The following is a 24,356-nucleotide window of genomic DNA, read 5'->3' on the forward strand; positions in this document are numbered from 1 at the left end:
CCTATTTATTAAAAAGTTTATCAAGCTTAAGTTCCTGTGATTGTGAATCATCTTTTTCAGCAATGCTTATAGCTCCTGTCGGACATTTTTTTGCACATAATCCACAAGCTATGCATTTGAACGGTTCAATATAATCATCATGCTGCCTCATGGACAATTCAGGGCAAAATCCTACGCACATGAAACACCCAACACAAATTTTCTTGTTTATTCTTACTACTCCCTGCTTGTCCCTTGTTATTGCCATTACCGGACAAATATCGATGCATTTTCCGCACTGGCTACACACGCTGATTTCCGGCTTTCCCTGTTCTTTGTTAATTTGAATGCAGGATTTCAATCTGTCTTTAGTTTTAAAATAGGCACTTGAACACACTTCTTCGCATGTTCCGCACTGAATGCATTTTTGATCATCTTTAGCCAAATATTTCACCATAAACCTCCTGATATACTTCTTTCATTTCAATTTTATTATTGAACTTGCATAAATATTTTTTATTTAATTATAAATGATTTTCTTGAATAATTCAATATCGATTAGTTAATTAAACGGTTGTGAATTTTACCATTTGTCATGTTTTATGAGTCAAAACCTTTAAATGTTACCGCTTTTTAAACTCATATATAATATTATGTAGTTCCTGTCCAAAAAATGAGTTTTAATCTTGAAATAAGATTATATACAAATAAATTTTTAAAAAAATCCGGGATATCCCGAATTTAAGTAAGAGTTATTTAAATTAATTTTAAATTATCGATGAATTTGAAGTCATAGCACGTAGGGGAGAGTCTTGCGCTCTCCCGTATAATAACCCCGGGCGGACACAAGATCCGTCCCTACGATGTGGAAAATTAAGTTTGTCATAAGACTGAATACGGGTTAACACAGATTTTTGTACGATAGTTACTTAAATAATTTTGGAATTATCAGTGAATTTGAAATCATAGTGCGTAGGGCAGGACCTCGTGTCCTCCCGTATAACCCCGCGCGGACACAAATCCGCCCCTACGATGTGGAAAATTAGTTTATCAAAAAAATGGAATCCGGGATATCCCGGATTCCATTAATGTTAAATGCTACTTAAGGTTTTCAAATAAATTTACCAGCTTTTCGCCTTCAAACAAATACTTTTTGTTGCAGAAATGGCACACTGTTTCAATTTTCTGGTCTTCTTCTATTATATCCTTCAGTTCTTCTTTTCCTAAGGATATCAGAGCTGAAGCCATTCTTTCTTCAGAGCAGTCACATTTGAACCTCACAGGTATTTTGCCGGTAATTTCTATTTCAAAATCAGAAAATATTTTTCGTGCAATGTCTTCAACATCATCATCATTGTCGAAGTAATCTGACACTGATTTCATTTTGCCCAATGCATTTTCTAACTTTGCAAGATCTTCTTCCTCAATGAATGGAAGAGGCTGCACTATGAATCCTCCAGCCGACTTTATGTGATAGTCCACATCAACCAGCACTCCCAATGCAACAGCAGACTGCTGTTGTTCAGAAATCCAGTAATAAGATGCTATGTCTTCGCCTATTTCTCCTGTTGTAAGGTCTGTGCTTCCTCCGTATGGTTCCTTCATTCCTATGTCAGTTAAAACTGTAATTTTTCCGTTTGTTCCTACGGCCCCTCCAACATTTAACTTTCCGTTTTCCTTCAAATCCAAATTAACGTCGGGGTTTTCAACATAGCCCTTTACATGACCCTGGTTGTCAGAAACCACTAGCAATGTTCCAATGGGTCCTCCTCCATTAATGTTAATAGTCAGCCTGTCTTTTTCATTTTTCAACATATATCCCATCATGAGTCCAGCAGTCAATGTCCTTCCAAGGGCTGCAGATGCTGTGGGGGAAGTGTTGTGGTGAAGCCTTGCTTCTTCAACTGTATCAGTTGATTTTACCATGAATATTCTGAATGTTTTTTTCTCATCTATTGCTCTTATCATGTAGTCCATAATATCTCTCTTTCTTAGCTATAATTTTTCACCGCAAAAAACTGCACGCAAAGATTCCTCAGGTAAGACACCAGATCCATTGTTGTAATCATCGTATATTTTTATGTTGGAGAAACCTTCTGATTTAAGCATGTCAACAATATTTTTTATTGTATGAACATACTGTGTCTGTTCTTCCGTTATTCTTGAATATTTATCTGATGAATCCTTTACAAAAAAATTAATTTCCATGTCAATTTTATTGCTGCATTCATCAGACATATTTTCCCAAACATAAAAAACTTCACCGTCATCGTAGACATATGTTTCATTGAACATGGTTTCATACTTGTATTCAGTGCTCATGTCAAAGATGAATTTTCCGCCCTGGTTCAAATGATCATGCACATTCTTGAAAAACAATGCAGTTTGATTTTCTGTAAGATAATTAATTCCGTCACAGCAGCATACACATGCTTCAAACCTGTCGTCAATTTTAAAATTTGTCATATCTTGATTAAGAAGCTTCACTCCGGGATTTCTGCCCAGCTTCTCATAGGCGCGCATGAGCATGTCCTCAGACAGGTCAAAAGCAGTTACCTTTATATCAGCTTCAGCCAATAATCGGGTAATGCTTCCTGTACCACAGGCAGCTTCAAGTATTTTTCTGCTGCCATCTATTTTTTCAATTATGAAGGATGTCCATTTTTCGTAATTTATGTCATCCATGAGCAAATCATAAATTTGCGAGAATTCCTTATAGCTTTTATTTTGCATTTTTATTTTTTCCTTTGCTTTTTCTTGGCAGTCATCAGTCCGCCAATTCTGCCTGTTTCTTTGGCAGTAAGTCCTCCCCAACCCAATTCTGCCACTTTTTCCATGAGGCCCAGTTCTGCGGCAATCTCCATTTTCATTATGTCTTCAGGTGTTGGTTCTTTTTTCTTTTTTTCAGCCATAATTTCCTCCTTGTATTATAGAAGTATTATGGTTGAATTTTCATAAATTATTCTTATCTATCTTTTTTGACAAGTAAAATCGCCTTTATTTCCTTTAAAGTCAAAAGTATTTTGTTCAATGTGAACTGCAAACTTATTAAAATAACAAAAAACATTGTGACCAATATAATTTTTAATTGTAAATTCATAATCACTCCGCAGATTTCAATTTGTATTGCTCTAAGTTAATAACAGAAATTCCAACGCTAATAAAAAACACTATTGAGGATGCAATAAACGGAAGCTTGTTTCCCCACTCATAAATAAAACCTGAAAACAATGAGCCGAAAATCATTCCTATTGCCCTGACTGCGTTGAATATCCCGGATATGAGGCCGCTTGTTCTTGATCCCTGACCATTTGTTACAATATCCTGTTGTATAGGCAAGTAAATTGCATTAAACATGAAAAATAATATGTTGCCTGCAAAAAACGGATACATTCCTGAAATGAACGGAACAGCTATTGCTGAAATTCCACACAACAGCAATACAACAATCAGCGATTTTCTAGTCTGTGTATGTTTTACTATATAAATGTTTATAGTAAAATTAACTACAAGAGTTATAATTCCTATAACTGCTTTTATTATACCGTTGTATGAAGACCCAAGTCCTAGAGCATCTTTCAAGTAATAATTAAAAGCATTGTCATAGGCTGTTGTGGCAAATGAAGTCAAAAATACAGCAAACAAGAATGTTGTGAGTATTCTTGGCATTTTCCCTGCAATATTGTTGTATGACTTAAATGGATTTATAGAAATATTCAATGAAAATCTTGAAGTTCCCATGCTTGTTTCTTCAAGCAGCATGTAGGTTATTATACCGCATATAACTATGGTAACTGTCTGAAGTGTTATGACAGTCAAAATTGAAACATTGCCAATAATTCCACCTATAAAATATCCAAATGCTGCACCCACTGAATTACATGCAACGTAGTAAGACATGTGAACTCCTCTGTCTTCTTCTGTGGTGAGGTCAACAAGGTACGCCAGGCTGCACACAAAGACCCCAGCGCTGAAAAATCCTGCCACAAGCCTTGCAATCACTGTAATCACAGCAGAATCAGTCACTCCGAAAACAAACTGTGACAATGCATACACAGGCATTACAAAAGCCATGGTCTTCACTCGTCCCATGCTGTCTCCTATGCTTCCAAAAACAAGTGAACCTGCAAAATAACTGAGCGACATGGCTGCATATGACACACCGAACAAGTAATCGGCAAAGTTCTTTTCTATGAACATTGTGGGCGTTATTGGATGTGCCAGGTTGCAAAATATTGAAAACAATCCATACATCAAGTACAATCTTCCTATTGATGCCTTTTTCATAAGTCCTCCGACTTTAGCTATTACCTTTATGAATTATAACATAAAATCAAAATATTGGAATATTTTTTGTTAAAAAAGATAATTATCAAATTGTTAATGTTGACTAAAATTGATTAGCAGTCATATGAATGGGTATAAGTTTAATGGAAATAAAATTTATTCCTAAGGAGGGTAAAATGGAAAAAATACTAGTACCCATTGACGGCTCCGAAGCTTCAAACAAAGCCGCTGCCAAGGCTGTTGACATTGCCAGAAAACTAGGAGGAAGTCTTACTTTTATAACTGTTTCTATAAATCCAATTCCAATTAAGGTGTATGAATATGAACCTTTCTGGGATCCGGAACTAAATGAAATGCTTGATATTATAAAAGGAATTGACAGTAAATTGCTTGAAGATACGCTCAAGAAACTTAATCTTGACAATATTACTTATGATAAAAAGTTTCTTCTTGGAACAGTTGATGAAGAAATTATTAAAGTTGCCAGAGATGAAAATTACGATATGATTGTAATGGGAAGAAGAGGCTTTTCAAAATTTGAGAGGTTTTTTGTAGGCTCAGTTACCCAAAGAGTTATATCAGATGCTCCGTGCCCTGTATTGGTTGTTAACGAACAATAAAAAAGTTGCTCCGCAACTCCGCTAGGGGGACCTATGTCCCCCTTCGGCGTTAAAACGCATTCGCGTTTTAACTGAGTATCCCCGTTTTTAATATACTAGGAATGAGAACTTTCCTAGTATATTAAAAATTGCAGCCATGCTGCAATTTTTTTGTTAATTTGCCATAATGCTCTGCAGACTGTATGGAGGATAAATCAAAATTAAATACTATATCTTCTAAAAAATATAAAATAAAATATTACATTAAGTTCTGAAAAATGTTAATATAAGATGTAGATAAGAATAATTCATATCTACTTTTTAATTTAATAAGACACAAACTAACTTGTCAGCAAACTGCGCGACATAAGGAAGAGGTAATAATGGAAAAAGAAAAAGCCCTTGAACTGGCACTTGCTCAGATAGAAAAGCAATATGGAAAAGGTTCAATAATGAAACTGGGACAAAATGCAAAGCTTGATATAGAAGCCATATCTACAGGTGCATTGCCCCTTGATATTGCAACAGGTATCGGCGGGGTTCCAAAAGGAAGAATCATAGAGATATATGGACCAGAATCATCAGGAAAGACAACAGTCTCATTGCATATTATAGCAGAAGCACAAAAAAAGGGCGGAACAGCTGCATTTATAGATGCAGAACACGCTTTGGATCCGGGATATGCAAAGAAACTCGGTGTTAAAATAGACGAATTGATAATTTCTCAGCCTGACACAGGCGAACAAGCACTTGAAATAGCAGAAGCTCTTGTAAGAAGCGGAGCTATAGATGTAATAGTTGTTGACTCTGTTGCAGCCTTAGTTCCAAAAGCTGAAATTGAAGGAGACATGGGAGATTCCCACATGGGATTACAGGCAAGACTTATGTCCCAGGCTTTAAGAAAGTTAGCTGGTGCAATAAACAAGTCCAATACTGTAGCCATATTCATAAATCAGCTTCGTGAAAAAATAGGAATAATGTTTGGTAACCCTGAAGTTACAACAGGAGGAAAGGCCTTGAAATTTTATGCTTCAATGCGCCTTGACGTAAGAAAAATTGAAACATTGAAAAAAGGCGACAATGTTTTCGGAAGCAGGACCCGAGTTAAAATAGTGAAGAACAAAGTGGCTCCACCATTCAAACAAGCAGAATTTGATATAATTTACGGCAGAGGAATATCAAGAGAAGGCTGTATTGTTGACTTGGGAGCAGAAACTGAAATAATCAACAAATCAGGATCCTGGTATTCATACGAAGGCAACAGAATAGGACAAGGAAGGGAAAGCGCCAAAGAATTTCTTCTTGCAAATCCCGAACTTATGGATAGCATTGAATCCAGAATAAGAGAAAAATTTAAAATAGGTGAAATCACTATGCCTGTAGGAGAAATATCTGGAGAAGAATAAAAGTATTATTTTGGAAATAATTTTTTTAAAAAATATTACATTAATTTTTTTTAAATGTTAAAATAAATATACAACGTGTAGTTTTGATAGTGCAAAATAGGAAAAGCAAAACACATGTAACATATTATTAAAAAACAGCGATTCATTATAGAATCGCTGTTTTAATTATATTACTTTGCTGACTTATTATTTTTATATTTTTGGATAGCAATTATCACAGCCAATATGGCAAATCCGATAATGTCCTGGTACACATTTTCAGTTATTAGAAGAAGCGATCCTGCAAATGCAGCAATCCTTAAAACGAAATTGATTTTTCCGTTTAGATATCCTTCTGCTGAAGCTCCTATCATAAACACGCCAATCATAGAAGTTATTATTACACGTATTGCTATCATAGGTGTGGTATCAATAAGAAGCAATGATGTGTTGTAAACAAACATATACGGTACAATGAATCCTGCAAGTGCAAGCTTCACTGACTGAAGCCCTGTCTTCATCGGGTCTCCACCTGATATTCCTGCAGCTGCAAATGATGCCAGAGCAACAGGTGGTGTCAGGTTTGCAAACATTGCATAGTAGAACACGAACATGTGAGCTGCTATGTCAGGAACTCCAAGCTGAATGAGAGCAGGGGCTGCCATTGTTGCAGTGATCAAGTACGCAGGTATTGAAGGAAGTCCCATTCCAAGTATCATACATGTAACCATTGTAAGTACAAGAGTTGCCATGAGGTTTGATTTACCAAGAAGTATGATGGCATTTGCCATATTCAGCCCGAAACCTGTAAGGCTAACCACCCCAATGATTATTCCAACAACAGCGCATGCAACTGCAACCGATACTGTAGAGCGTGTTCCTTCTTCAAAGGCATCCATGAGGTCCTTAATGCTCATTCTTGTTTCCTTCTTCATCATGCTTATTGCTATGGTCACAACAATTGTAAGGAACGCTGAGAATATAACTGTCTTACCGCTGAAAAGAAGCATGTATAACAGAAATATTATTGGTATTATCAGGTGTCCTCTGGTCTTCATAACATCGCTGACCTTTGGCAGCTCTTCCTTGGGAACACCAATCAGGTTGTTCTTGTTGGCTCTTAATTGAACCTGCACCATTATTCCAAAATAATAAAGAAGTGCAGGAATAGCAGCGCTTACTACTATAACCCCGTATTTCACCCCAAGCATTTCTGCCATAATGAATGCAGCAGCACCCATAATAGGAGGAAGAAGCTGTCCTCCAACTGATGCAGTGGCCTCTACAGAGCCTGCAAATTCTTTGCTGTATCCCGTTTTTTTCATAAGAGGAATTGTGAACGCACCTGTAGTAACAACATTTGCTACGGCTGAACCATTGATGCTTCCCAAAAACCCGCTGGCAATTACAGCAACCTTTGCAGGTCCTCCCTTTGTATGCCCAGCAAGAGCAAGTGCTATGTCATTGAAAAACTGTCCCATGCCCGACTTATTCATTACTGAACCAAATAATATGAAAAGGAATATATAGCTTGCAGCAACATTTACGCTTGTACCGTAAATTCCTTCTGTGTTTATGAAAATGTGGTTAACCAGTTTCGTCCAGTTGTATCCCCTGTGAGTGAAAATTCCCGGCATGTCCTTGCCGAACAAACCGTAAAGAATAAACAACAGGCTTAAAATTACCAGAGGCCATCCTGAAATTCTTCTTGAAGCCTCAAGAACAGTAATTATGAGCATTGTTCCCATAATAATGTCCATGGTGTTAGGCATACCCATTCTGTTGATAAAATTCTCGTAATCAAACCAAACATATGCAGCAACCGCAACAGACATTATTGCGAAAACCACATCGTACCAAGTTGCCTTCTTCCTGCTGCTCTTGTTTGTGGCAGGATAGAGAAAGAATGTCATAAAAAGCATCATAGCAACGTGCAGAGATCTATGCTTATGAGTTGCGGGATATCCTATGAAGGATGTTGTAAAATGGTATAAAGCTATTATTATTGCAGTCCAGTATATGAATTTTGCCAAATTCTTATTTTCAAGTTTTCTTGTTTTGGATTCCTTGTCAAACTTCTCAAGTATTTCCGTTTGCTTATCTTCAACTGCTATATTCTTGTTGTCTAGCGAATTGGCCATAAAATATTTTTCTCCTTTACTTGTAAAATGCATGGCTCATGGTGCGGCAAGCTGCTTCCCTCAATGAGTATGCTGCCGTTAAGCCCTATTTGCGCAAGCGCTGTATTTGAATTAATCCAATTTATTTCATTAAATATCTGATTGATATTTCTCATATATATAATTCCGTTTTCTACTGAAACCTCACCCTTATTTTCCGGGATTCCGGCTCCAAAACCAGCAACTGAAATGCTGTTAAGCATTAACTGGTTGTTTTTTGTTACTGTGTATTCTTCGTTCCATGGTATGTGTTCAAAGGAATGAATCCACGAATATTCAATTATGTCTTTTTCATGCACTATTGTCTTAAGATAAACTTCACCTGTAATTTGATGAGAGATAGTTAAAACTTTTATACGTCTTGTTCCTGCAAACAAAACAACTGCTAAAACAAATATTGTTATAAGAATTTTTATTGGGGATGAAGCTGTACGCTTCATCCCTTCACTGCCGTAGTTAAAGCTATGTTCATTGCTTTTATCCAGCAGGTTCTTTTTATTTTTCATTATTTAATGCCTTGTTCCTCATAGTATTTAATTGCTCCTGGATGGAAAGGAATTTCAACTCCTATGTGAGAATTTTCAAGAGATATATGCTTTGCTGCTGTTGCATGAGAAGCCTTGATGTCCTCTATGTTGTCAAATATACCCTTTGTAAGGTCATATACAACTTCATCAGGAAGATCTTTGCTAACAAGCATTATGTTTCTTACAGCAACTGTGTTTACATCCGTATCTGTTCCATATGTGTCCGCAGGAATAACCTCAGGCACAAAGAACGGATATTTTTCTGTAAGATTATTAAGTCCTTCACCTTCTATTGGAACAACAACTATGTCTGCTGAAGTTCCAAGTTCCATAACAGTTGCATTAGGAATTCCGCTTGTTACAAATACTGCATCAACCAAACCGTTTTTCATCTGATCTATTGCTTCACCGTAGTTCAGGTAATCAACTTTGCTGTCCTCATAAGTCATGCCATGAGCTTCGTACATCATTCTCGCATTGAGTTCAACCCCTGAATTAGGAGCTCCAATGCCTACTTTTTTACCCTTAAGATCTTCAAATTTTGTGATTCCAGTATCCTTTGTGGTTACCAGCTGCACATAGTTCGGATAAAGACCCAGTATACATCTTAAGTCTTCTGCAGGTTTTTTGCCTTCAAATGCACCGAATGCGCCGTATGCCTGAGCAACTGAGTCAGACATTGTTATTGCAAGTTCAGCATCTCCTGTCAAAATGAGATTAATATTTTCAACAGAAGCTCCTGTTGCCTGAGCTGATGACTTGTAACCTAATTTATTTTGAAACACACTGGAGAAAGCTCCTCCAATGGGATAATACAAACCGCTTGTGGGACCTGTTGCAACAGTAATGAAGTATTCACTTCTGTTTATTTCCTTTGACTCGTCCCCTTCATTTTTTTCTGTTGCTGCCTTGTCTGGTTCTGCAGGGGCACTTTGGCTGCTGCAAGCTGTAAATGCAGTTGCTGCAATAAGTGTAACTGATAATAATAAAGCTAGTTTTTTGCGTATCATAATTACTCTCCTTTTATGAAATTTATTCTGAACATTTGCACAATTTTAATATATTTTTGAAGGAATGTCAAATGTATATTTCATGCAAACGTTACTAATTTATTAGTTTTACGTTTTCCCAATATTTTGTTGCATTTTTTAAAAATTTAATTTCATAAGAACTTGTCGAAAAATGGAAAAACGCCAAATTTCAAATTAAAACTTGCAATTGGTCAAAACATTAATAAAACATGCATAACTTTACTTATTTATATGCAAATTTCATTAATATATTTTTTTAGCTACGTGAAGCAATAAAAAAGCAACCCTCATTGAGAATTGCTTTTTGCATATTGGGTTTATAGTATTTGTCTGCTAAAATCACATGACTATTAAATATAATTTAATCTTCATTATCTAAAGGCTTCTGAAAACGGATAATCATTTATATGCTCACTTAAGTAATTTTCACAAAATTCAGTTAACTTCTTGTTTGTATACTCTTCTAATGAAATATTAGGTCTTTCAATGTCGTATAATTCAGATACAGTCTTTCTTACATTCATAATATTTTCAGAAACTTTCATATAAATGGTGTCGTATGATATGCTGCTTCCTACTATGGCTTCTCTTATCATGACGTCATTCACAATTTCCCAGTTAAAGCCTTCCTTTTTAACTGTAATATTAATGGTATTTTCCATTGTGTTGTTTATATTTCTGTTTACTACGTTTACAGTGAGATCCTTTCTTACTTCTTCAATTTTTTTGTTGTTGTTAATCATACCCGGAAAACCATTGTTGAACATGAGAATTTCGTACATTATCTTTGCCGTATCTACTCCTGTAATACTCATTTCTACATAAGCTCTATCCTTAGAATCATTAAGTTCAATAGAGTTAACCTTGTATTCCATTTTACCGGTCAGAAGTTTTAACGACTCTGAATCTCCTATAAAATAATCAAGAAATCCTTCACCGAATTGCTTCTTGATGGCTGATTCATCATATACTTTAACTGCATCGAAAACCTCTGTCACTTCTTCATAAACCTTTTGTTCAGTCTTATCATCATAGACGATATCTGAAGGATTGTTGTCTATATCCTCAACCTTCTCAGGACCTGAACATGCTGTTAGTATTGCTGTAGACAAAATAAATAATAGTAATAACTTTTTCATATTAACCTCGATGTCTTTTTATATAAAGATTGTACTTTAATACATGATAAAAGTCAATTATACTTTGACTATAAAATTATTTTTATTTCAAATTTATATTATATCTATTAAATAAAATCCTACATTTAATGCGGATTTTCTTACAAAAAATAGCGGTCCTCACATGAGAATCGCTTTTTATTTTATTTATACAGTTGACATGATTTTATATTAAATCTGAAAATCCATAAACGGTGTTGGTTCAGTACTTACATCATAGAAATGCCACCATTCTTTATCATAAGCCAAAAAACCAACGCTTTCCATAACTTCTTTCAAATATGTTGCATTCTTTCTTCCTTCTTCTGAAGTCTTTATACAATTAAGAGAGGCTCTTTCTGTCATATCATCAAACTCAGATGGCATAGCTATATCATTTCCATCCAAATCAGTTAAAGTAATATCTACACAAAGACCATTCATATGGGTTGGTCTGAACTTTTTTAACTTTCTCATATCAGGTGGTTTTGCTACAAAATCATTATTAGGCATTATTTCCCAAAACTTAGCCTGTGCACTTATAGGTCTGTATGCATCCCAGACTTTCACCCTATAACCTGCAACCTTAAATATGTTCTTGGCTTTTATTAATATTTCTGCAGTATGTTTATCTATCCAGCATTCACCTGAATTATATATCTTTTGACCAGTAAAATTATCAGTCGTTGCATATTTTAGATATATAATAAATTCATTGTCCATTTCGACTAATTTTACCAAATTTCCTTTTTCATTACACATATTATAAATTTACGCTCCTTCATTAAGCAATGAAATAACATTTTTAACTTGAAGCTTTACCCCAAGCATCATGCAATTTTCATCAATAGTAAATTGTGGATGGTGCAAGTCTACCATAGTCTCATTTTGTGGATTATGGCAACCCAAATGAAAATAACACGCAGGTTTAGTCATTGCAAAATAGGAAAAATCCTCACAACTTAAATCAGGGTACTCTTCCAATACTACATTTTTTTCACCAACAATAAGCTTAGCATTCATTTCTACCACTCTAGTAACTACATCATTATTAATGAGTGGACTATAGCTTTCAGTCACATTGAATTCAATTTGTGCTCCCATTACTTCGCCTATGCTCTCGCAAATTGCTCTTATTTTTTCACGTACGCTCAGTCTTGTTTCTTGATCCAATGTCCTGATTATACCTTTAAGGCTTGTATTATCAGCGATTTGATTTCTAACAGTACCTCCTTTTATCATTCCGAAAGTACATACTGCAGAGTTTAAAGGAGAAACATTCCTGCTTATTACTGTCTGTACTGTATTTATAATGTTGGCTGCAATAGCAATAGTATCAATTCCTTCATTGGGATGTGCACCATGGGCACTTTTACCTTTTATGTTTAAATCTATCATGTCAGAGGCCGCATACATTTTTCCGTACCTTATACCCACCATACCAGTATCATATGCAGGGTCGACATGTAGTCCCAATACATAGTTTACTTTAGGATTTTCCATACATCCGTCATTTATCATTCTTGATGAGCCGCCAATAGTTTCTTCAGCAGGCTGAAAGAAAAATTTCACATTTCCTTTCAATTCATCTTTTAACAAGTTAATTATTCTTGCTGTTATTAATAAAATCGAAACATGAGAATCATGACCACAAGCATGCATTATGCCTTTGCTTATAGATGCAAAGTCAAGATTAGTTTTTTCGTCAATTGGTAAAGCATCCATATCTCCTCTAAGCGCAACAGTATTGCCAGTTTGATTGCCACTAACAATTGCGACTACACCAGTGTCTGCAATTCCTTTTATATATTCGATATTCCACTCTTCCAACTTCTTACAAATATATTTTGCAGTTTCATATTCCATTTCAGACAGCTCTGGATTTTGATGAATATGTCTTCTTATTTCTATTATTTCCTTATCAAGGTTATATTTTTTGATTATTTTATCCACATCCATTTCATTCTCCAAATTGTAGAATTTGCCGAGCCCCATATTAATAAGTTGAGGGCTCGACATAAGTATTTTCATTATACTATCAATATCCTATCAATACTGCGATTTCAAGCATAATCATTTGAGCTCCAAGTAGCATTAAGAACAGCGGAGTAAACCATTTATACCAATTTTCAAGTTTGATACCACCCAATCCGCAGATGATAACGATGTCAGCTGTGGGCCAGAAAATGTTTGATAAGCCATCACCAAACTGGAATGCAAGCACTGCTGTTTGTCGAGTTACACCAATAATATCAGCAAGCTGGGCCATGATAGGCATTGTAGCAACTGCTTGACCTGAACCGGATGGAATAAAGAAGTTTATTAAAGTTTGAACAATAAGCATCAATTGAGCTGATATCCCGCTTGGTGCATTTTTTAACAGATTCGATAGATGGAAAATAACAGTATCCATTATCATAGCATCTTTCATTACTACTACAATACCCTTAGCAACACCAGTAAGTATACAGCCCCATACCACTGTTTTTGCACTGTCTATGAACTCAGCACACCATTTGTTTGGCGACCATTTCTTGATTCCGGCACCAACCATGGACATGATTAAAAATAGCCCGCATAGCTGAGGATAGTCCCACCCCCATTTCATAAGTCCTAGCATTAAAATCACTAATGTTACTGCAATGTCTATGATTACTAATAAGTCAGATGTAGTAAACTCATATGAATCCAAATCTCCTTCTGCAAATTCATGTATTGACTTTTCTCCATAAACAACTGATGATTTAGGATCTTTAGATAGTTTTTTAGCATATCTAATTACATACACTATTGTAATTGTCATAAATACAACTAAACAAATAGCTCTGTACCAAGTTCCGGAATATAACTCTACTTGAGAAACATTCTGAGCTACACCTACTGTATAAGGATTCAATGTAGCACCCATAAATCCTACAAACTCACCACAGGCTATAACTGCAAAACCAAACATTGCATCGTAACCCATTGCTATTCCTAAGCCAATAATAAGTGGATAAAAGCCATAGAATTCACTGGCCATACCGAAAATTGATCCACCTAAACCAAAAATTATCATCAGTATAGGTACTAATATCAATCCTTTATTACCTAGTCGTTTGAGCAGTGATCCTATTCCTGAGTGGAAGGCACCCGTTTTTACCATTACTCCAAAAGTACCACAACAGCATAAAATTACAAAAATAATATCTGCAGCATCAACACAGCCTCTATAGAAAGCTGCGAATAACCCTAAAAAACCTGTAGGTGATACTTCCGACTTATCAACTTCATGATAAGTTCCATCAATAGCTACACTTCTAATTCTTCCGTTAACATCCTGATCTTGATAATCATATGTACCTGATGGTATGACCCATGACAATATTGCCATGACTAAAACCACAACAGCTACAATTATTAAGGTATCAGGCATATTAAACTTTCTCTTCTTATTTACACTTTCCATTTGAACCCTCCTATATATTTGTTAAATAAGCCTTGATTAATATCAATAGAATACAAGCAAATTATGTGCCAACATAATTTTAAAAAAAATTGTGTAAATTTACGCATTTTTATTCGTACATCTACACAATTCTTTTCTGTTTATTTCGTTTATCCGGACTCAGTTCGCTTTTCCGGATTTATTTGAGTTTTTGTAGCACAAAAGTGTAATATCTCTCATTATACTTTCTGCATTCCTTGTATTAGAATCCTCAGCTGCCATACATAAAATAAATGGATTTTCACTATAAATAATACCCATATCCATTATCAAATTATCGTCTATTCCAGTCTGGTGAGCAATAGGAAGCTCTTCATCAAAGTAATAAGGAATAATGCTGTTTTGTTGATGTTCTCTTAATATTTCAAGCATTTCAAGGCTTGCTCTATTTGATATAATTTGTCCTTTATACATTCTGTAAAACAGACTGGCCATTTCTTTTATGGAAACATAGTTTTCTATGCCCTTGTCTATCTTTTCCTTGTCCAGAATTGCCCTGTGAAGTCTGGTCTTAGGAAATCCAAGCATATCCAAAGTTTTATTTATTTCTTCCTCTCCAAACATTCTGTATAATATATTGAAAGCTATGTTATCACTTACTGAAGTGCTTAAACTATATAAATCTTCCAGTGTCAATTCCGTGCCTTCATGAAGATATTCTAGTGCACCGAACGTCTTTATTCTTTTTTCTTTGTTCCCTATATAGTCGCTCTTTTTAAGAATATATTTACTGTCTTTGCTGGCTTTTTCAGCCTCTATCCATTCAAATGCCTCAAGAAGAGTGATGATCTTCACTGATCCGGAGGCAAAAAAAACATCGCAATTTCCGGCAAAGCAACTTTCACCACTATTTAAATCTATGTAATAAATACCTATCTTGCCACGAAAGTTTTCAATTCTATCTTTAATATTATCTAAAATCATTTTCTTCTATCCCCTCATATATGATGGCATATTTCTTTATCTTATCAAAAATTGCAGTCCTTCCTATATCTAAATACTGAGCCGCCTTGAATTTATCTCCATGGAATAAATCTAATGCATTTCGTATTGCCAGTTTCTCACAATTTTCTTTCAATTCTTTTAAAGTCATCGGTTTTAACGCAAACTTATCATGCTCAGGCAATATTATGTCATCTGGAGGTATTATTTTTTTATCACATAATATGGCAGCCTTTTCCAATACATTTTCCAGTTCTCGAATATTCCCAGGCCATGGATATTCCTTGATTTTTTCCAGAGTCTGATACCCTATCAAAACAGGTTCTATCTCAAGCCTTTCACATATTTCAGGAAGAATGTCTGATATTATAGAGTGTATACAATCTAATCTTTCCCTTAGCGGAGGTATCTCAATTGGAAATACATTTATCCTATAGTATAAATCTTCTCTGAATCTCTTCTCCTTTACCATTTCTGCCAGATTCTTGTTTGTTGCTGCAATAAATCTTACATCAACCTTGTGTTTTTTTGTACCGCCTACACGATAAAACGTCTTACTTTGCATTACTTCCAGCAGTTTACCCTGAAGTGTCAGCGGTATTTCACCTATTTCGTCCAGAAATAGCGTGCCGCCGAATGCCATGTCAAGCAATCCTTCTTTACCGCCTTTTTTAGCTCCTGTAAAAGCACCTTCTTCATATCCAAACAACTCACTTTCCAATAGATGATACGCTATAGCAGCACAATTTATATGAACAAAAGGCTTATCCTTCCTTTTGCTGCAATTATGTATTTCTTTTGCCAAGTATGTCTTTCCAGTTCCACTTTCACCCGTCAATAAAATAGTTGCATTGGTAGCACTGCCTTTTTGAAGGAGTTTTTCCAGCTCTCTAAATTTACCTTCATTTCCCCACAATCTGAAACTATTGTATTGTATACTGCCGTACATATCTTCTGATACCTTACATAATATCTTATTATATTTTAAATTATCATCGATAATTCTTTTTATCAGACTATCTTCCTCATCAAATGAGATAACATTATACAGAACATCCTTAACTTTAATTGTTTCACTGGAAATGAAAACCTTTGTATCTTTAAAATCAGTTAATGCTCCACCTCTTATAATTGATTCATATATACTATGATGAATGAGTTTTTTTAGATTCATATCCTGAATTTTTTCTTTATCGCAGTATCCATTAAAAACCTTTTTGTTTAAGGTTATCTCAAAGCTATTGTCTTCCTTATCATCATGAATAAAATATTTTATTCCATTATCATCTGCAAGAATTACAATTTCTTTATCTCTATCCGTATCAAAGGACATTATCTGAGTATCGACCTTTACTATGATATACCTATCTTTTCTTATTATTGATATGGATTTTCTCTCATAGATGGTATCTATTAATTCTTCTGTTTTCCCTTCATATTTAAAATTCTGCTTTATTATCGGCATTATTTCTTCGCTGTCTATTGAAGCAATAACCAATAGTCTTTTATCATAATGCATTTCATTAGCAGGTATTTTAAATTCCTTAGAAATATATGAATAATCTCTTTCTGAATTGGAAACATAAATCAAAACATTACCTTTTTCAAAGCTTCCACTTGGAAAAGCAACAGGCGTAACTAAATCTTTTTTTATGTATTTTAAGGTTTTATCACCTAAAAAAACAATATTCTCATTTTGATCTGTTATTATATAATTATCAGTTTTCATTTTATCCCCACCTATTACATTGACCTTATGTATTACTTACACCATTATTTTTATATTTTGTCATTAGAAAAATTTGATCTTAACAAAGTAGATTTCATTTCTTATAATTAAGATATAGCTGAAACTTACCTTCTTAAATAGATTTTTAACTAAAAAATTATTTTTCATAATAACCATTTATTAAACCATATTTACATGCTACTACATCATCATAAAACCATTAATTGTATTTAGCAAGATAAACTTCCAGCATTTTTGAAACTAATTATCATTTCACCTAAAGCATCCTGAATATTTAATTTCACTTCATTGTTGAATGTGTAAAACTACATTATCCATAAAAATCGCTTATGCAGACAACCTAATGTCACTTCAGAAAATGAGCATCAGTGTAGTCTGTACTTAGAAATTCTTTCTTCTGTTGTGAGAATTTGATGGTATAATAAAATCAAAATAGTTAATTTCGAAGAGTAAGAAAACTTAATGGAGGTGGATATATGAGCGAGATTTTAGTTTTTTCAAACAGGGAAATGTTTCGTGAATGGTTACACAAAAACGGAACAAGTAGTGAAGGTGTATGGTTGCTTTTCGGCAAAAATGGAGGGCCTACTACGCTTACTGCTGCTGAGGCATTGGAAGAAGCTCTTTGCTACGGCTGGATCGATGGACAAATGCAAAGACTTGACAGCACAAAATATAAGAAATACTTTGCGTGTCGTACGGCAAATAGTAAATGGTCGGATAAAAATAAGGAGTTAGTCATGAAACTTGAGGAACGAGGAATGATGACCGATTATGGTAGGGAAAAAATAACGGATGCCAAGAAAAACGGACAATGGAATGCTCCTAAATCTCCAGTGGTTTCCGATGAACAGATAGCAGCTTTATCTGATTTACTCATAGAACATGAACCTGCCTATACGAATTTTCAGGGTATGTCTCCATCTGTAAAAAAGACTTATACACGGGCATATTTTGATGCAAAAACAGTTGACGGACGGAATAGCCGTTTGTCATGGATGATTGAGCGCCTCAATAAAAATCTAAAACCCATGTAATTTAGTAACAGTAGTCTACTTTCATCACATTACCATAGCTGATGTTGTCCGCTCCTGCAATTGTACCGTTTCCAAATCTTCATTCCAATCATTAAATTGCGAGGTGCATCAAAAAAATGAGGGTCTTGAATTTTACATTCAAACCCTCGTCAGGCCGTAAAAACTGAGTTTTTCGCAAATACAATGTGATATTTGCAATTCCATTGTGTATAAAAAAGGAGTATTTTAAACACTAATAAAATAATTCCTTTTCTGATTTGCAAATAGGTTTACCAAAATATTTATGAATTTTTATTAAAAAAGGTTCTTCTAATGCTGCTTCATCAAGAATTTCTTTTTGAAGAAAGATTTCTCTTGTTTCTCCTTCAGCTAAAATACAGCCTTTGTTTAATATATAAATATAATCGCATATTTCAAAAATAAAATTCATATCATGGCTTGAAATAACAATTGTTTTATTTTCTCTTTCAGTTAAATTGTTTAAAATATTTTTAACATTTTCTTTAGAAGGATAATCAAGTCCTGCGTTGGGTTCATCAAAAAAAATTATTTTTTGATCCATAACAACAGTTCCTGCAATAGATACATTTTTCTTTTGTCCATAGCTTAAGAAATGGACCGGTTTATTTCTTAAATGGGTAATGTTTGTATTTCTAATTGATGATTCAACTCTTTGTTTTATTTCTTCTTCATTATATTTAAGATTCTTTAAGGCAAAAGCTATGTCATCATAAACATTTGAAAAAAAGATTTGCTTGTCTGGATCTTGAAAAACAATTCCAACATTTTTTCTTAAATTATTCAATGTTTTTTTATCATATTTTAATTCTTTCCCGTCAAAAAAAATTTTTCCTTTAGTTGGCTTGAGAAGCCCTAAAAAGTTCATGAACAATGTTGATTTTCCTGCTCCATTTGAGCCAATTATACCTATTTTTTTCCCTTTTTTTAAATCAATGCTCACATTATTAAGAGCGATTGTTTTATCCTCATACATGTAAGATACATTTAACATCTCTAACATAATTTACCTGCTTCTTATTTATTAATATCACTCAACATAAAAATTTCCATCAAAATGTTTTATTTCAAGTACTGATTCCATATCTTTATATCTAATCATTATTCTTACAAACAACGCTCTTGCTAATGATGCTAAAGAATTCATGGAATTTTTATAGTTGTTATATCCAAACTTCATCTTTTGAGCCGTGTGTATCATAACAGCCTCTTCAATAAATAATGCTATAAATCTGTATGTAAGCACATACAGTTCAATAAATACAACTGGAAGTTTAATTTTTTTCATAACAATTATTTGCTGATTGATAGGTGTGGTAAGTATAAAAAAATACATGCTTGATATAGCGCTTAATGCCCTCAATGTAACTATAATACCTTTATCAACAGCGCCTTTTACAATCCCAACATAAAGATTGAAAAAATCAAATGATTTTATATAAACAAAGTTTGATGTTGCATTCACTTCATTAAAACCAAAGGAAAATACTATGGTTAATACGCCTATTAAAAGATATAAAAAAGGTACACTCAGCATTTTAGCATATGTTTTTAAAGGAATTCGTGCACCTACTACAGTTAATATAGTTACACCAAAAATTGAAGCAGCAAAAAAATATATATTTGAATTAATTATTGATGCTAAAATTAATGATATTGAAAATATCACCTTAAAATATGGATTTACTTCTGCGAAATCATTAGTATAAGCAAATCTGTCAATAATGAACATTAAATTTGTTCCTTTCTGTTGTTAAAACTACATTTTAATTATTACATGTGAGTAGTTGCAGCTTTTTTACCTTTTCCATATCCTAAGAAATATCCTATAACGCCTGCACCGATAGCTGCTTGTATTGAAAACAGTAAGCTTTCAATTTCACCGCTTGCAGGTTCAATTATAGGACTGAACCATGGTTCATAGTCTGGATTTATTTCTGCAATAACTTCTTCCGCCTGTCCATCCGCTCCACCAAATTCTGCATCTTTTAAAATTAATAGTGGTGATACAATTAAAATAATTACTAACGCAAACATTAATAAATTATTAGTTGTACTTTTCAATTTCATATCCTCCTTCATTTTGATAATTTACTACTAAATCATATATTATAGCTGTAAGTATACCTTCTGCTATGGCAAGCGGAATTTGCGTAATTGCAAATACCCCTAAAAATTTAACCATGGAAGCCATTACTCCTCCAACCATATCAGGATGAGCAAAAGCAAGCTGCACTGATGTTACAACATATGTAAATAAATCTCCGCAAGCTGCTGCTAAAAATACAGCAGCTTTTTTATTTTTGCTCTTAAAAATTTTATATATAAAGAAAGAAACAAAAGGTCCTGCAATACCCATGGAAAACAAATTTGCTCCTAATGTTGTAATTCCACCATGAGCCAGCAACAGTGCTTGAAACAAAAGAACAATTAGTCCTGACACAACCATAGGCAATGGTCCTAATAATATTGCCCCCAGACCCATTCCAGTAGGATGTGAAGTGCTTCCTGTTATTGATGGCATCTTTAATGCTGATAATATAAATACAAATGCTGTAACCAAAGCAAACAACAATTTTTGATTCGCATTAACTTTAAACATTTTAGATATTTTTCTCATGCTTAAAATTAAAAAAGGCAAACACACCACAAACCAAAATATTCCCCATTCAAGTGGTAAAAAACCTTCCATAATATGCATTCCTAATGCATAATTTGGTGTTAAAATCAATACTGACACAAATAATAGTATAAAGTTATATTTCCCTTTCATATGTTCTCCTTAAAAACTATTTAAGAATTGCTGTTGTTTTATAGATTCTTTCACTTTAGCATTTCATTATATTCACATATGTACGATTGGCAATTGTGCAAGCTGCATTTTTTATTATGATAAAACTATCAATTTTCAAAATGACTCTCATTATTTGTTATAAATGAATTTTTTACATTATGTCAGCAATTCTTTTAACAAATAATTCTATTGTTTTTTTGTTGTTTCCAAGTCCAGTAATGAAAGCTTCAGCATAAAATCCCTTCTCTGCGAAATATGATTTTATTGAATCTTCTTCATTAGATGCTATATCATTAATTGCATGGTCACCGGCCACAACCATGAACGGGTAAATATATGCTTTTTTTATGTTCATTTCTTGCATTTTAATTGCCACTTCATCCATGTAAGTGTCGCCTTCCACGTTTATGATAAAAATATTCCTGCAGTCACTGTTTAAAAGTTCTTCAAATTGTTTATAATATTTATGAGCTTCATGGTCAGAACCATGCCCTACTAAGACAACCGCTTCACCTTCACCAAGTCCACTTTTTATATATGACTTAACAGCGCTTACTTCTTTTTCTCCCATTCCATCATCTAAAAAAGTTCTGCTCACCATGATTTCTTTAAAATCGTTTTTACATTCATCAACTTTATTAATTATTTTTTCATATTCAAATCCAGGTATTATGTGTGAAGATAGTATGTATACGTGAGAGTAATTTTCATCTTTTAACTTTTTCAAACATGATTCCATATTATCTATAAATATGTTTTCTTCTCTGTAAATTTTTTTTCTGATTATTTCAGATGTAAAAACACTGAAACAATCAATGTTTTTAAATTTACTTTTCACCGCATTTTCAATTGTTTCAATATATTTTTGTCTTGACTCTTTAATTGAACATCCAAAACTGGCAAATATAATAGCTTTTTTCATTTATCCACCTGCTAAATTGAATTTAAAACTTTTAAATTAGACTCAATAGTATAATCTATGTCTTCATCTGACAAAGCTTGATTCATAAACATAACTTCAAACTGCGATGGAGGAAGCAATATACCTGAATTCAACATTCCCTTAAAATATTTCGCATACATTTTAGTATCAGAATTCATTACATCCGCATAAGAATTAACTGACTTTTCTGTGAAAAATAATGTAAGCATTGATTTGTATCTCACAACTTTTGCATTAATACCTGTTTTTTCAATATTTTTATTGAATCCTTCTTCAAGTTTGATTGCCTTTTTTTCAAGACCGTCATATATTTGAGGACTGTTTCTTAATTTTTTAAGAGCAGCAATACCGATTGACATTGCCAATGGATTTCCTGATAGTGTACCTGCCTGGTAAACTGCTCCTAAAGGAGAAACAACGCTCATTATTTCTTTTTTGCCTCCATATGCCCCAACTGGAAGACCTCCTCCAATAATTTTGCCAAAGCACACCATGTCCGGAACTATGTTAAATACTTTTGCTGCACCACCGTATGATAGTCTGAACCCAGTAATCACTTCATCAAAAATAAGCAATATGTTGTTTTCCTCTGTAATATTTCTTAAATCATTCATAAAATCCATGTCGGGAATCACAACACCCATGTTTCCTGGAACAGGTTCAATTATTACACAGGCAATTTCGTTTTTATTTTGTTCTATTGCATCTTTTACTGATTTTATGTTGTTAAATTCACATACTATTGTATTTTTAACAAAATCTTGAGGCACTCCAAGGCTTGTAGTTACGTTATACGTTAGAGTTCCTGATCCCGATTTAACCAAAAGGCAATCAGAATGTCCATGGTAGCATCCTTCAAATTTTATTATTTTGTCTTTTTTTGTATAGCCTCTTGCTGTTCTAATAGCACTCATTGTTGCTTCCGTCCCAGAGTTTACCATCCTTACCATTTCACATCCCTTATAGGCATCTGTAATAATTTCTGCCATTTCAACTTCAACTGCTGAAGGAACACCATATGATATACCGTACTTCAAAGCTTCAATTGCAACATTATTTAATTCTTCATCTCCATGTCCAAAAATCATAGGTCCCCATGAAGAAATATAATCAATGTATTTATTGTCTTCAACATCATATATATATGATCCTTTAGCTTTTTTTATAAATATAGGATCCATTTCAACCGAGCCGAAGGCTCTAACAGGACTGTTCACTCCTCCTGGGATAATTTCTTTTGCTTTTTCAAATAATTTTTTTGAACTATTCATAATTATTGCACCTCATTCAAAATTTTTGCAATATCTTTAGCAAAATATGTAATTATTATATCTGCTCCTGCTCTTTTAATTGAAAGAACGGATTCATAAATTGCTGATTTGTCCAGTAGCCCGATTTTTACAGCATTTTTTAACATAGAATACTCACCGCTCACATTGTATGCAGCTATGGGGATATTAAAATTATCCTTTGCTCTTCTTATAACATCCAAATATGACAAAGCAGGCTTAACCATAACTATATCTGCTCCTTCTTGTATATCAAGACTAATTTCCCTCATTGCTTCATCAGAGTTTGATATATCCATTTGATAACTTTTTCTGTCTCCAAACTTAGGTGCTGAGTCAGCAGCATCTCTGAAAGGCCCGTAAAAAGCCGATGCATATTTAGCACTGTAAGCCATTATTGGAACATTTGTATATCCGTTTTCATCCAAGCATTTTCTTATACTTTCTATACGAAAATCCATCATATCCGAAGGTGCAACCATATCAGCACCTGCTGCTGCATGGCTTAATGCTATTTTAGATAAATAAGGCAATGTTTCATCATTTAATACTTCATTGTTATGTCCTAATATTCCGCAATGTCCATGGGAAGTGTATTCACACATGCACACATCAGTAATAACATACATTTGAGGATTGATTTTTTTTATTTCCTTTATTGCTCTTTGCACTATTCCGTTATTGCCATATGCGCTGCTTCCTATTTCATCTTTATAGTCCGGAACACCAAAAATCATAATATAGTTTATACCAAGATTTGTGAGCTCTTCGATCTCTTCTCTTAGCCTGTCTACGGAATAATGGTAGCAATCAGGCATCGATGGTATTTCTCTCCTTATGCCTTTGCCTTCAACTGCAAAAATTGGATAAATCAAATTATTTTTAGATAAATAAGTTTCTCTTATCATATTTCTTGTAAACTTACTATCCCTCATTCTTCTCATTCTCATT

General features: G+C 33.9%; 25 protein-coding genes. 3 read left to right on the forward strand and 22 right to left on the reverse strand.

Going from position 1 to position 24,356, the window contains the following annotated elements; all coding sequences use genetic code 11:
* Position 1 precedes the first annotated feature (1 nt).
* From BN358_RS06095 to BN358_RS06110, 6 genes are all read right to left on the reverse strand, one after another.
* Positions 2 to 436, reverse strand: coding sequence for a 4Fe-4S binding protein (locus BN358_RS06095; RefSeq protein WP_019228328.1), 435 nt, complete (start codon positions 434 to 436; stop codon positions 2 to 4).
* 641 nt (positions 437 to 1,077) lie between these two features.
* On the reverse strand, positions 1,078 to 1,956 hold the full coding sequence (gene hslO / locus BN358_RS06100) for an Hsp33 family molecular chaperone HslO (protein ID WP_019228329.1): 879 nt from the start codon (positions 1,954 to 1,956) through the stop codon (positions 1,078 to 1,080).
* 18 nt (positions 1,957 to 1,974) lie between these two features.
* The gene (locus tag BN358_RS06105) at positions 1,975 to 2,712 is read right to left on the reverse strand and encodes a class I SAM-dependent methyltransferase (protein ID WP_019228330.1); all 738 of its coding nucleotides are present in this window, start codon (positions 2,710 to 2,712) and stop codon (positions 1,975 to 1,977) included.
* Between the two features lie 2 nt (positions 2,713 to 2,714).
* Positions 2,715 to 2,891 (reverse strand): small, acid-soluble spore protein, alpha/beta type, encoded by a 177-nt coding sequence (locus BN358_RS22780; RefSeq protein WP_019228331.1) that lies wholly within the window; start codon positions 2,889 to 2,891, stop codon positions 2,715 to 2,717.
* 53 nt (positions 2,892 to 2,944) lie between these two features.
* Positions 2,945 to 3,079 carry a hypothetical protein gene (locus BN358_RS28295; RefSeq protein WP_019228332.1) on the reverse strand — a complete coding sequence of 45 codons (135 nt, stop codon included), beginning with the start codon at positions 3,077 to 3,079 and terminating at the stop codon, positions 2,945 to 2,947.
* Positions 3,080 to 3,081: 2 nt separating this feature from the next.
* Positions 3,082 to 4,266 (reverse strand): MFS transporter, encoded by a 1,185-nt coding sequence (locus BN358_RS06110; RefSeq protein WP_019228333.1) that lies wholly within the window; start codon positions 4,264 to 4,266, stop codon positions 3,082 to 3,084.
* Positions 4,267 to 4,442: 176 nt separating this feature from the next.
* Between BN358_RS06110 and BN358_RS06115 the strand changes: the two genes are divergently transcribed.
* Together BN358_RS06115 and recA are read left to right on the forward strand one after the other, a co-directional pair.
* Positions 4,443 to 4,886 (forward strand): universal stress protein, encoded by a 444-nt coding sequence (locus tag BN358_RS06115; protein ID WP_019228334.1) that lies wholly within the window; start codon positions 4,443 to 4,445, stop codon positions 4,884 to 4,886.
* 362 nt (positions 4,887 to 5,248) lie between these two features.
* Entirely contained in the window at positions 5,249 to 6,271 is a 1,023-nt protein-coding gene (gene recA, locus BN358_RS06120) for a recombinase RecA (RefSeq protein ID WP_019228335.1), read from the forward strand.
* Positions 6,272 to 6,441: 170 nt separating this feature from the next.
* On the opposite strand, the gene BN358_RS06125 is transcribed toward recA, so the two are convergent.
* From BN358_RS06125 to BN358_RS22260, 9 genes are all read right to left on the reverse strand, one after another.
* The gene (locus BN358_RS06125) at positions 6,442 to 8,391 is read right to left on the reverse strand and encodes a TRAP transporter permease (RefSeq protein WP_019228336.1); all 1,950 of its coding nucleotides are present in this window, start codon (positions 8,389 to 8,391) and stop codon (positions 6,442 to 6,444) included.
* A complete protein-coding gene (locus BN358_RS06130; protein WP_019228337.1) occupies positions 8,376 to 8,936 on the reverse strand; it encodes a DUF1850 domain-containing protein in 561 nt (186 codons plus the stop codon). The genes BN358_RS06125 and BN358_RS06130 overlap by 16 nt, the downstream gene beginning before the upstream one ends.
* Entirely contained in the window at positions 8,936 to 9,967 is a 1,032-nt protein-coding gene (locus BN358_RS06135; protein ID WP_019228338.1) for a TAXI family TRAP transporter solute-binding subunit, read from the reverse strand. Before BN358_RS06135 ends, BN358_RS06130 begins: the two co-directional genes overlap by 1 nt.
* 392 nt (positions 9,968 to 10,359) lie before the next feature.
* Complete coding sequence (locus tag BN358_RS06140) at positions 10,360 to 11,127, reverse strand: hypothetical protein (protein ID WP_019228339.1); 768 nt, start codon at positions 11,125 to 11,127, stop codon at positions 10,360 to 10,362.
* Positions 11,128 to 11,337: 210 nt separating this feature from the next.
* Complete coding sequence (locus tag BN358_RS06145; RefSeq protein ID WP_019228340.1) at positions 11,338 to 11,907, reverse strand: M15 family metallopeptidase; 570 nt, start codon at positions 11,905 to 11,907, stop codon at positions 11,338 to 11,340.
* A 9-nt stretch (positions 11,908 to 11,916) separates the two neighbouring features.
* Positions 11,917 to 13,104: a M20 family metallopeptidase gene (locus BN358_RS06150; RefSeq protein WP_019228341.1), complete on the reverse strand. Its 1,188-nt coding sequence runs from the start codon at positions 13,102 to 13,104 to the stop codon at positions 11,917 to 11,919.
* A 79-nt stretch (positions 13,105 to 13,183) separates the two neighbouring features.
* Positions 13,184 to 14,593, reverse strand: a complete 1,410-nt coding sequence (locus tag BN358_RS06155; protein WP_019228342.1) for a YfcC family protein — start codon at positions 14,591 to 14,593, stop codon at positions 13,184 to 13,186.
* Positions 14,594 to 14,752: 159 nt separating this feature from the next.
* A complete protein-coding gene (locus BN358_RS06160) occupies positions 14,753 to 15,556 on the reverse strand; it encodes a serine hydrolase (protein WP_019228343.1) in 804 nt (267 codons plus the stop codon).
* On the reverse strand, positions 15,543 to 17,303 hold the full coding sequence (locus tag BN358_RS22260) for a sigma-54-dependent Fis family transcriptional regulator (protein WP_019228344.1): 1,761 nt from the start codon (positions 17,301 to 17,303) through the stop codon (positions 15,543 to 15,545). The genes BN358_RS06160 and BN358_RS22260 overlap by 14 nt, the downstream gene beginning before the upstream one ends.
* Before the next feature lie 497 nt (positions 17,304 to 17,800).
* Between BN358_RS22260 and BN358_RS06170 the strand changes: the two genes are divergently transcribed.
* Positions 17,801 to 18,361, forward strand: coding sequence for a YdeI family protein (locus BN358_RS06170; RefSeq protein ID WP_019228345.1), 561 nt, complete (start codon positions 17,801 to 17,803; stop codon positions 18,359 to 18,361).
* A gap of 232 nt (positions 18,362 to 18,593) precedes the next feature.
* On the opposite strand, the gene BN358_RS06175 is transcribed toward BN358_RS06170, so the two are convergent.
* The 7 genes from BN358_RS06175 to hemB all read right to left on the reverse strand — a co-directional run bounded on the left by BN358_RS06175 (position 18,594) and on the right by hemB (position 24,355).
* The gene (locus BN358_RS06175) at positions 18,594 to 19,382 is read right to left on the reverse strand and encodes an energy-coupling factor ABC transporter ATP-binding protein (protein ID WP_019228346.1); all 789 of its coding nucleotides are present in this window, start codon (positions 19,380 to 19,382) and stop codon (positions 18,594 to 18,596) included.
* Positions 19,383 to 19,409: 27 nt separating this feature from the next.
* A complete protein-coding gene (gene cbiQ, locus BN358_RS06180) occupies positions 19,410 to 20,111 on the reverse strand; it encodes a cobalt ECF transporter T component CbiQ (RefSeq protein ID WP_019228347.1) in 702 nt (233 codons plus the stop codon).
* 41 nt (positions 20,112 to 20,152) lie between these two features.
* Complete coding sequence (locus BN358_RS06185) at positions 20,153 to 20,449, reverse strand: energy-coupling factor ABC transporter substrate-binding protein (protein ID WP_019228348.1); 297 nt, start codon at positions 20,447 to 20,449, stop codon at positions 20,153 to 20,155.
* Positions 20,427 to 21,152: an energy-coupling factor ABC transporter permease gene (locus BN358_RS06190; RefSeq protein WP_019228349.1), complete on the reverse strand. Its 726-nt coding sequence runs from the start codon at positions 21,150 to 21,152 to the stop codon at positions 20,427 to 20,429. Before BN358_RS06190 ends, BN358_RS06185 begins: the two co-directional genes overlap by 23 nt.
* A gap of 172 nt (positions 21,153 to 21,324) precedes the next feature.
* Positions 21,325 to 22,095: a sirohydrochlorin cobaltochelatase gene (locus BN358_RS06195; protein ID WP_019228350.1), complete on the reverse strand. Its 771-nt coding sequence runs from the start codon at positions 22,093 to 22,095 to the stop codon at positions 21,325 to 21,327.
* Between the two features lie 11 nt (positions 22,096 to 22,106).
* On the reverse strand, positions 22,107 to 23,387 hold the full coding sequence (hemL, locus tag BN358_RS06200) for a glutamate-1-semialdehyde 2,1-aminomutase (protein ID WP_019228351.1): 1,281 nt from the start codon (positions 23,385 to 23,387) through the stop codon (positions 22,107 to 22,109).
* 2 nt (positions 23,388 to 23,389) lie between these two features.
* Complete coding sequence (hemB, locus tag BN358_RS06205; protein ID WP_019228352.1) at positions 23,390 to 24,355, reverse strand: porphobilinogen synthase; 966 nt, start codon at positions 24,353 to 24,355, stop codon at positions 23,390 to 23,392.
* Between the last annotated feature and the right edge of the window lies 1 nt (position 24,356).

The organism is Sedimentibacter sp. B4, assembly GCF_000309315.1.
In the GTDB taxonomy this organism is placed as follows: Bacteria; Bacillota; Clostridia; order Tissierellales; family Sedimentibacteraceae; genus Sedimentibacter; species Sedimentibacter saalensis.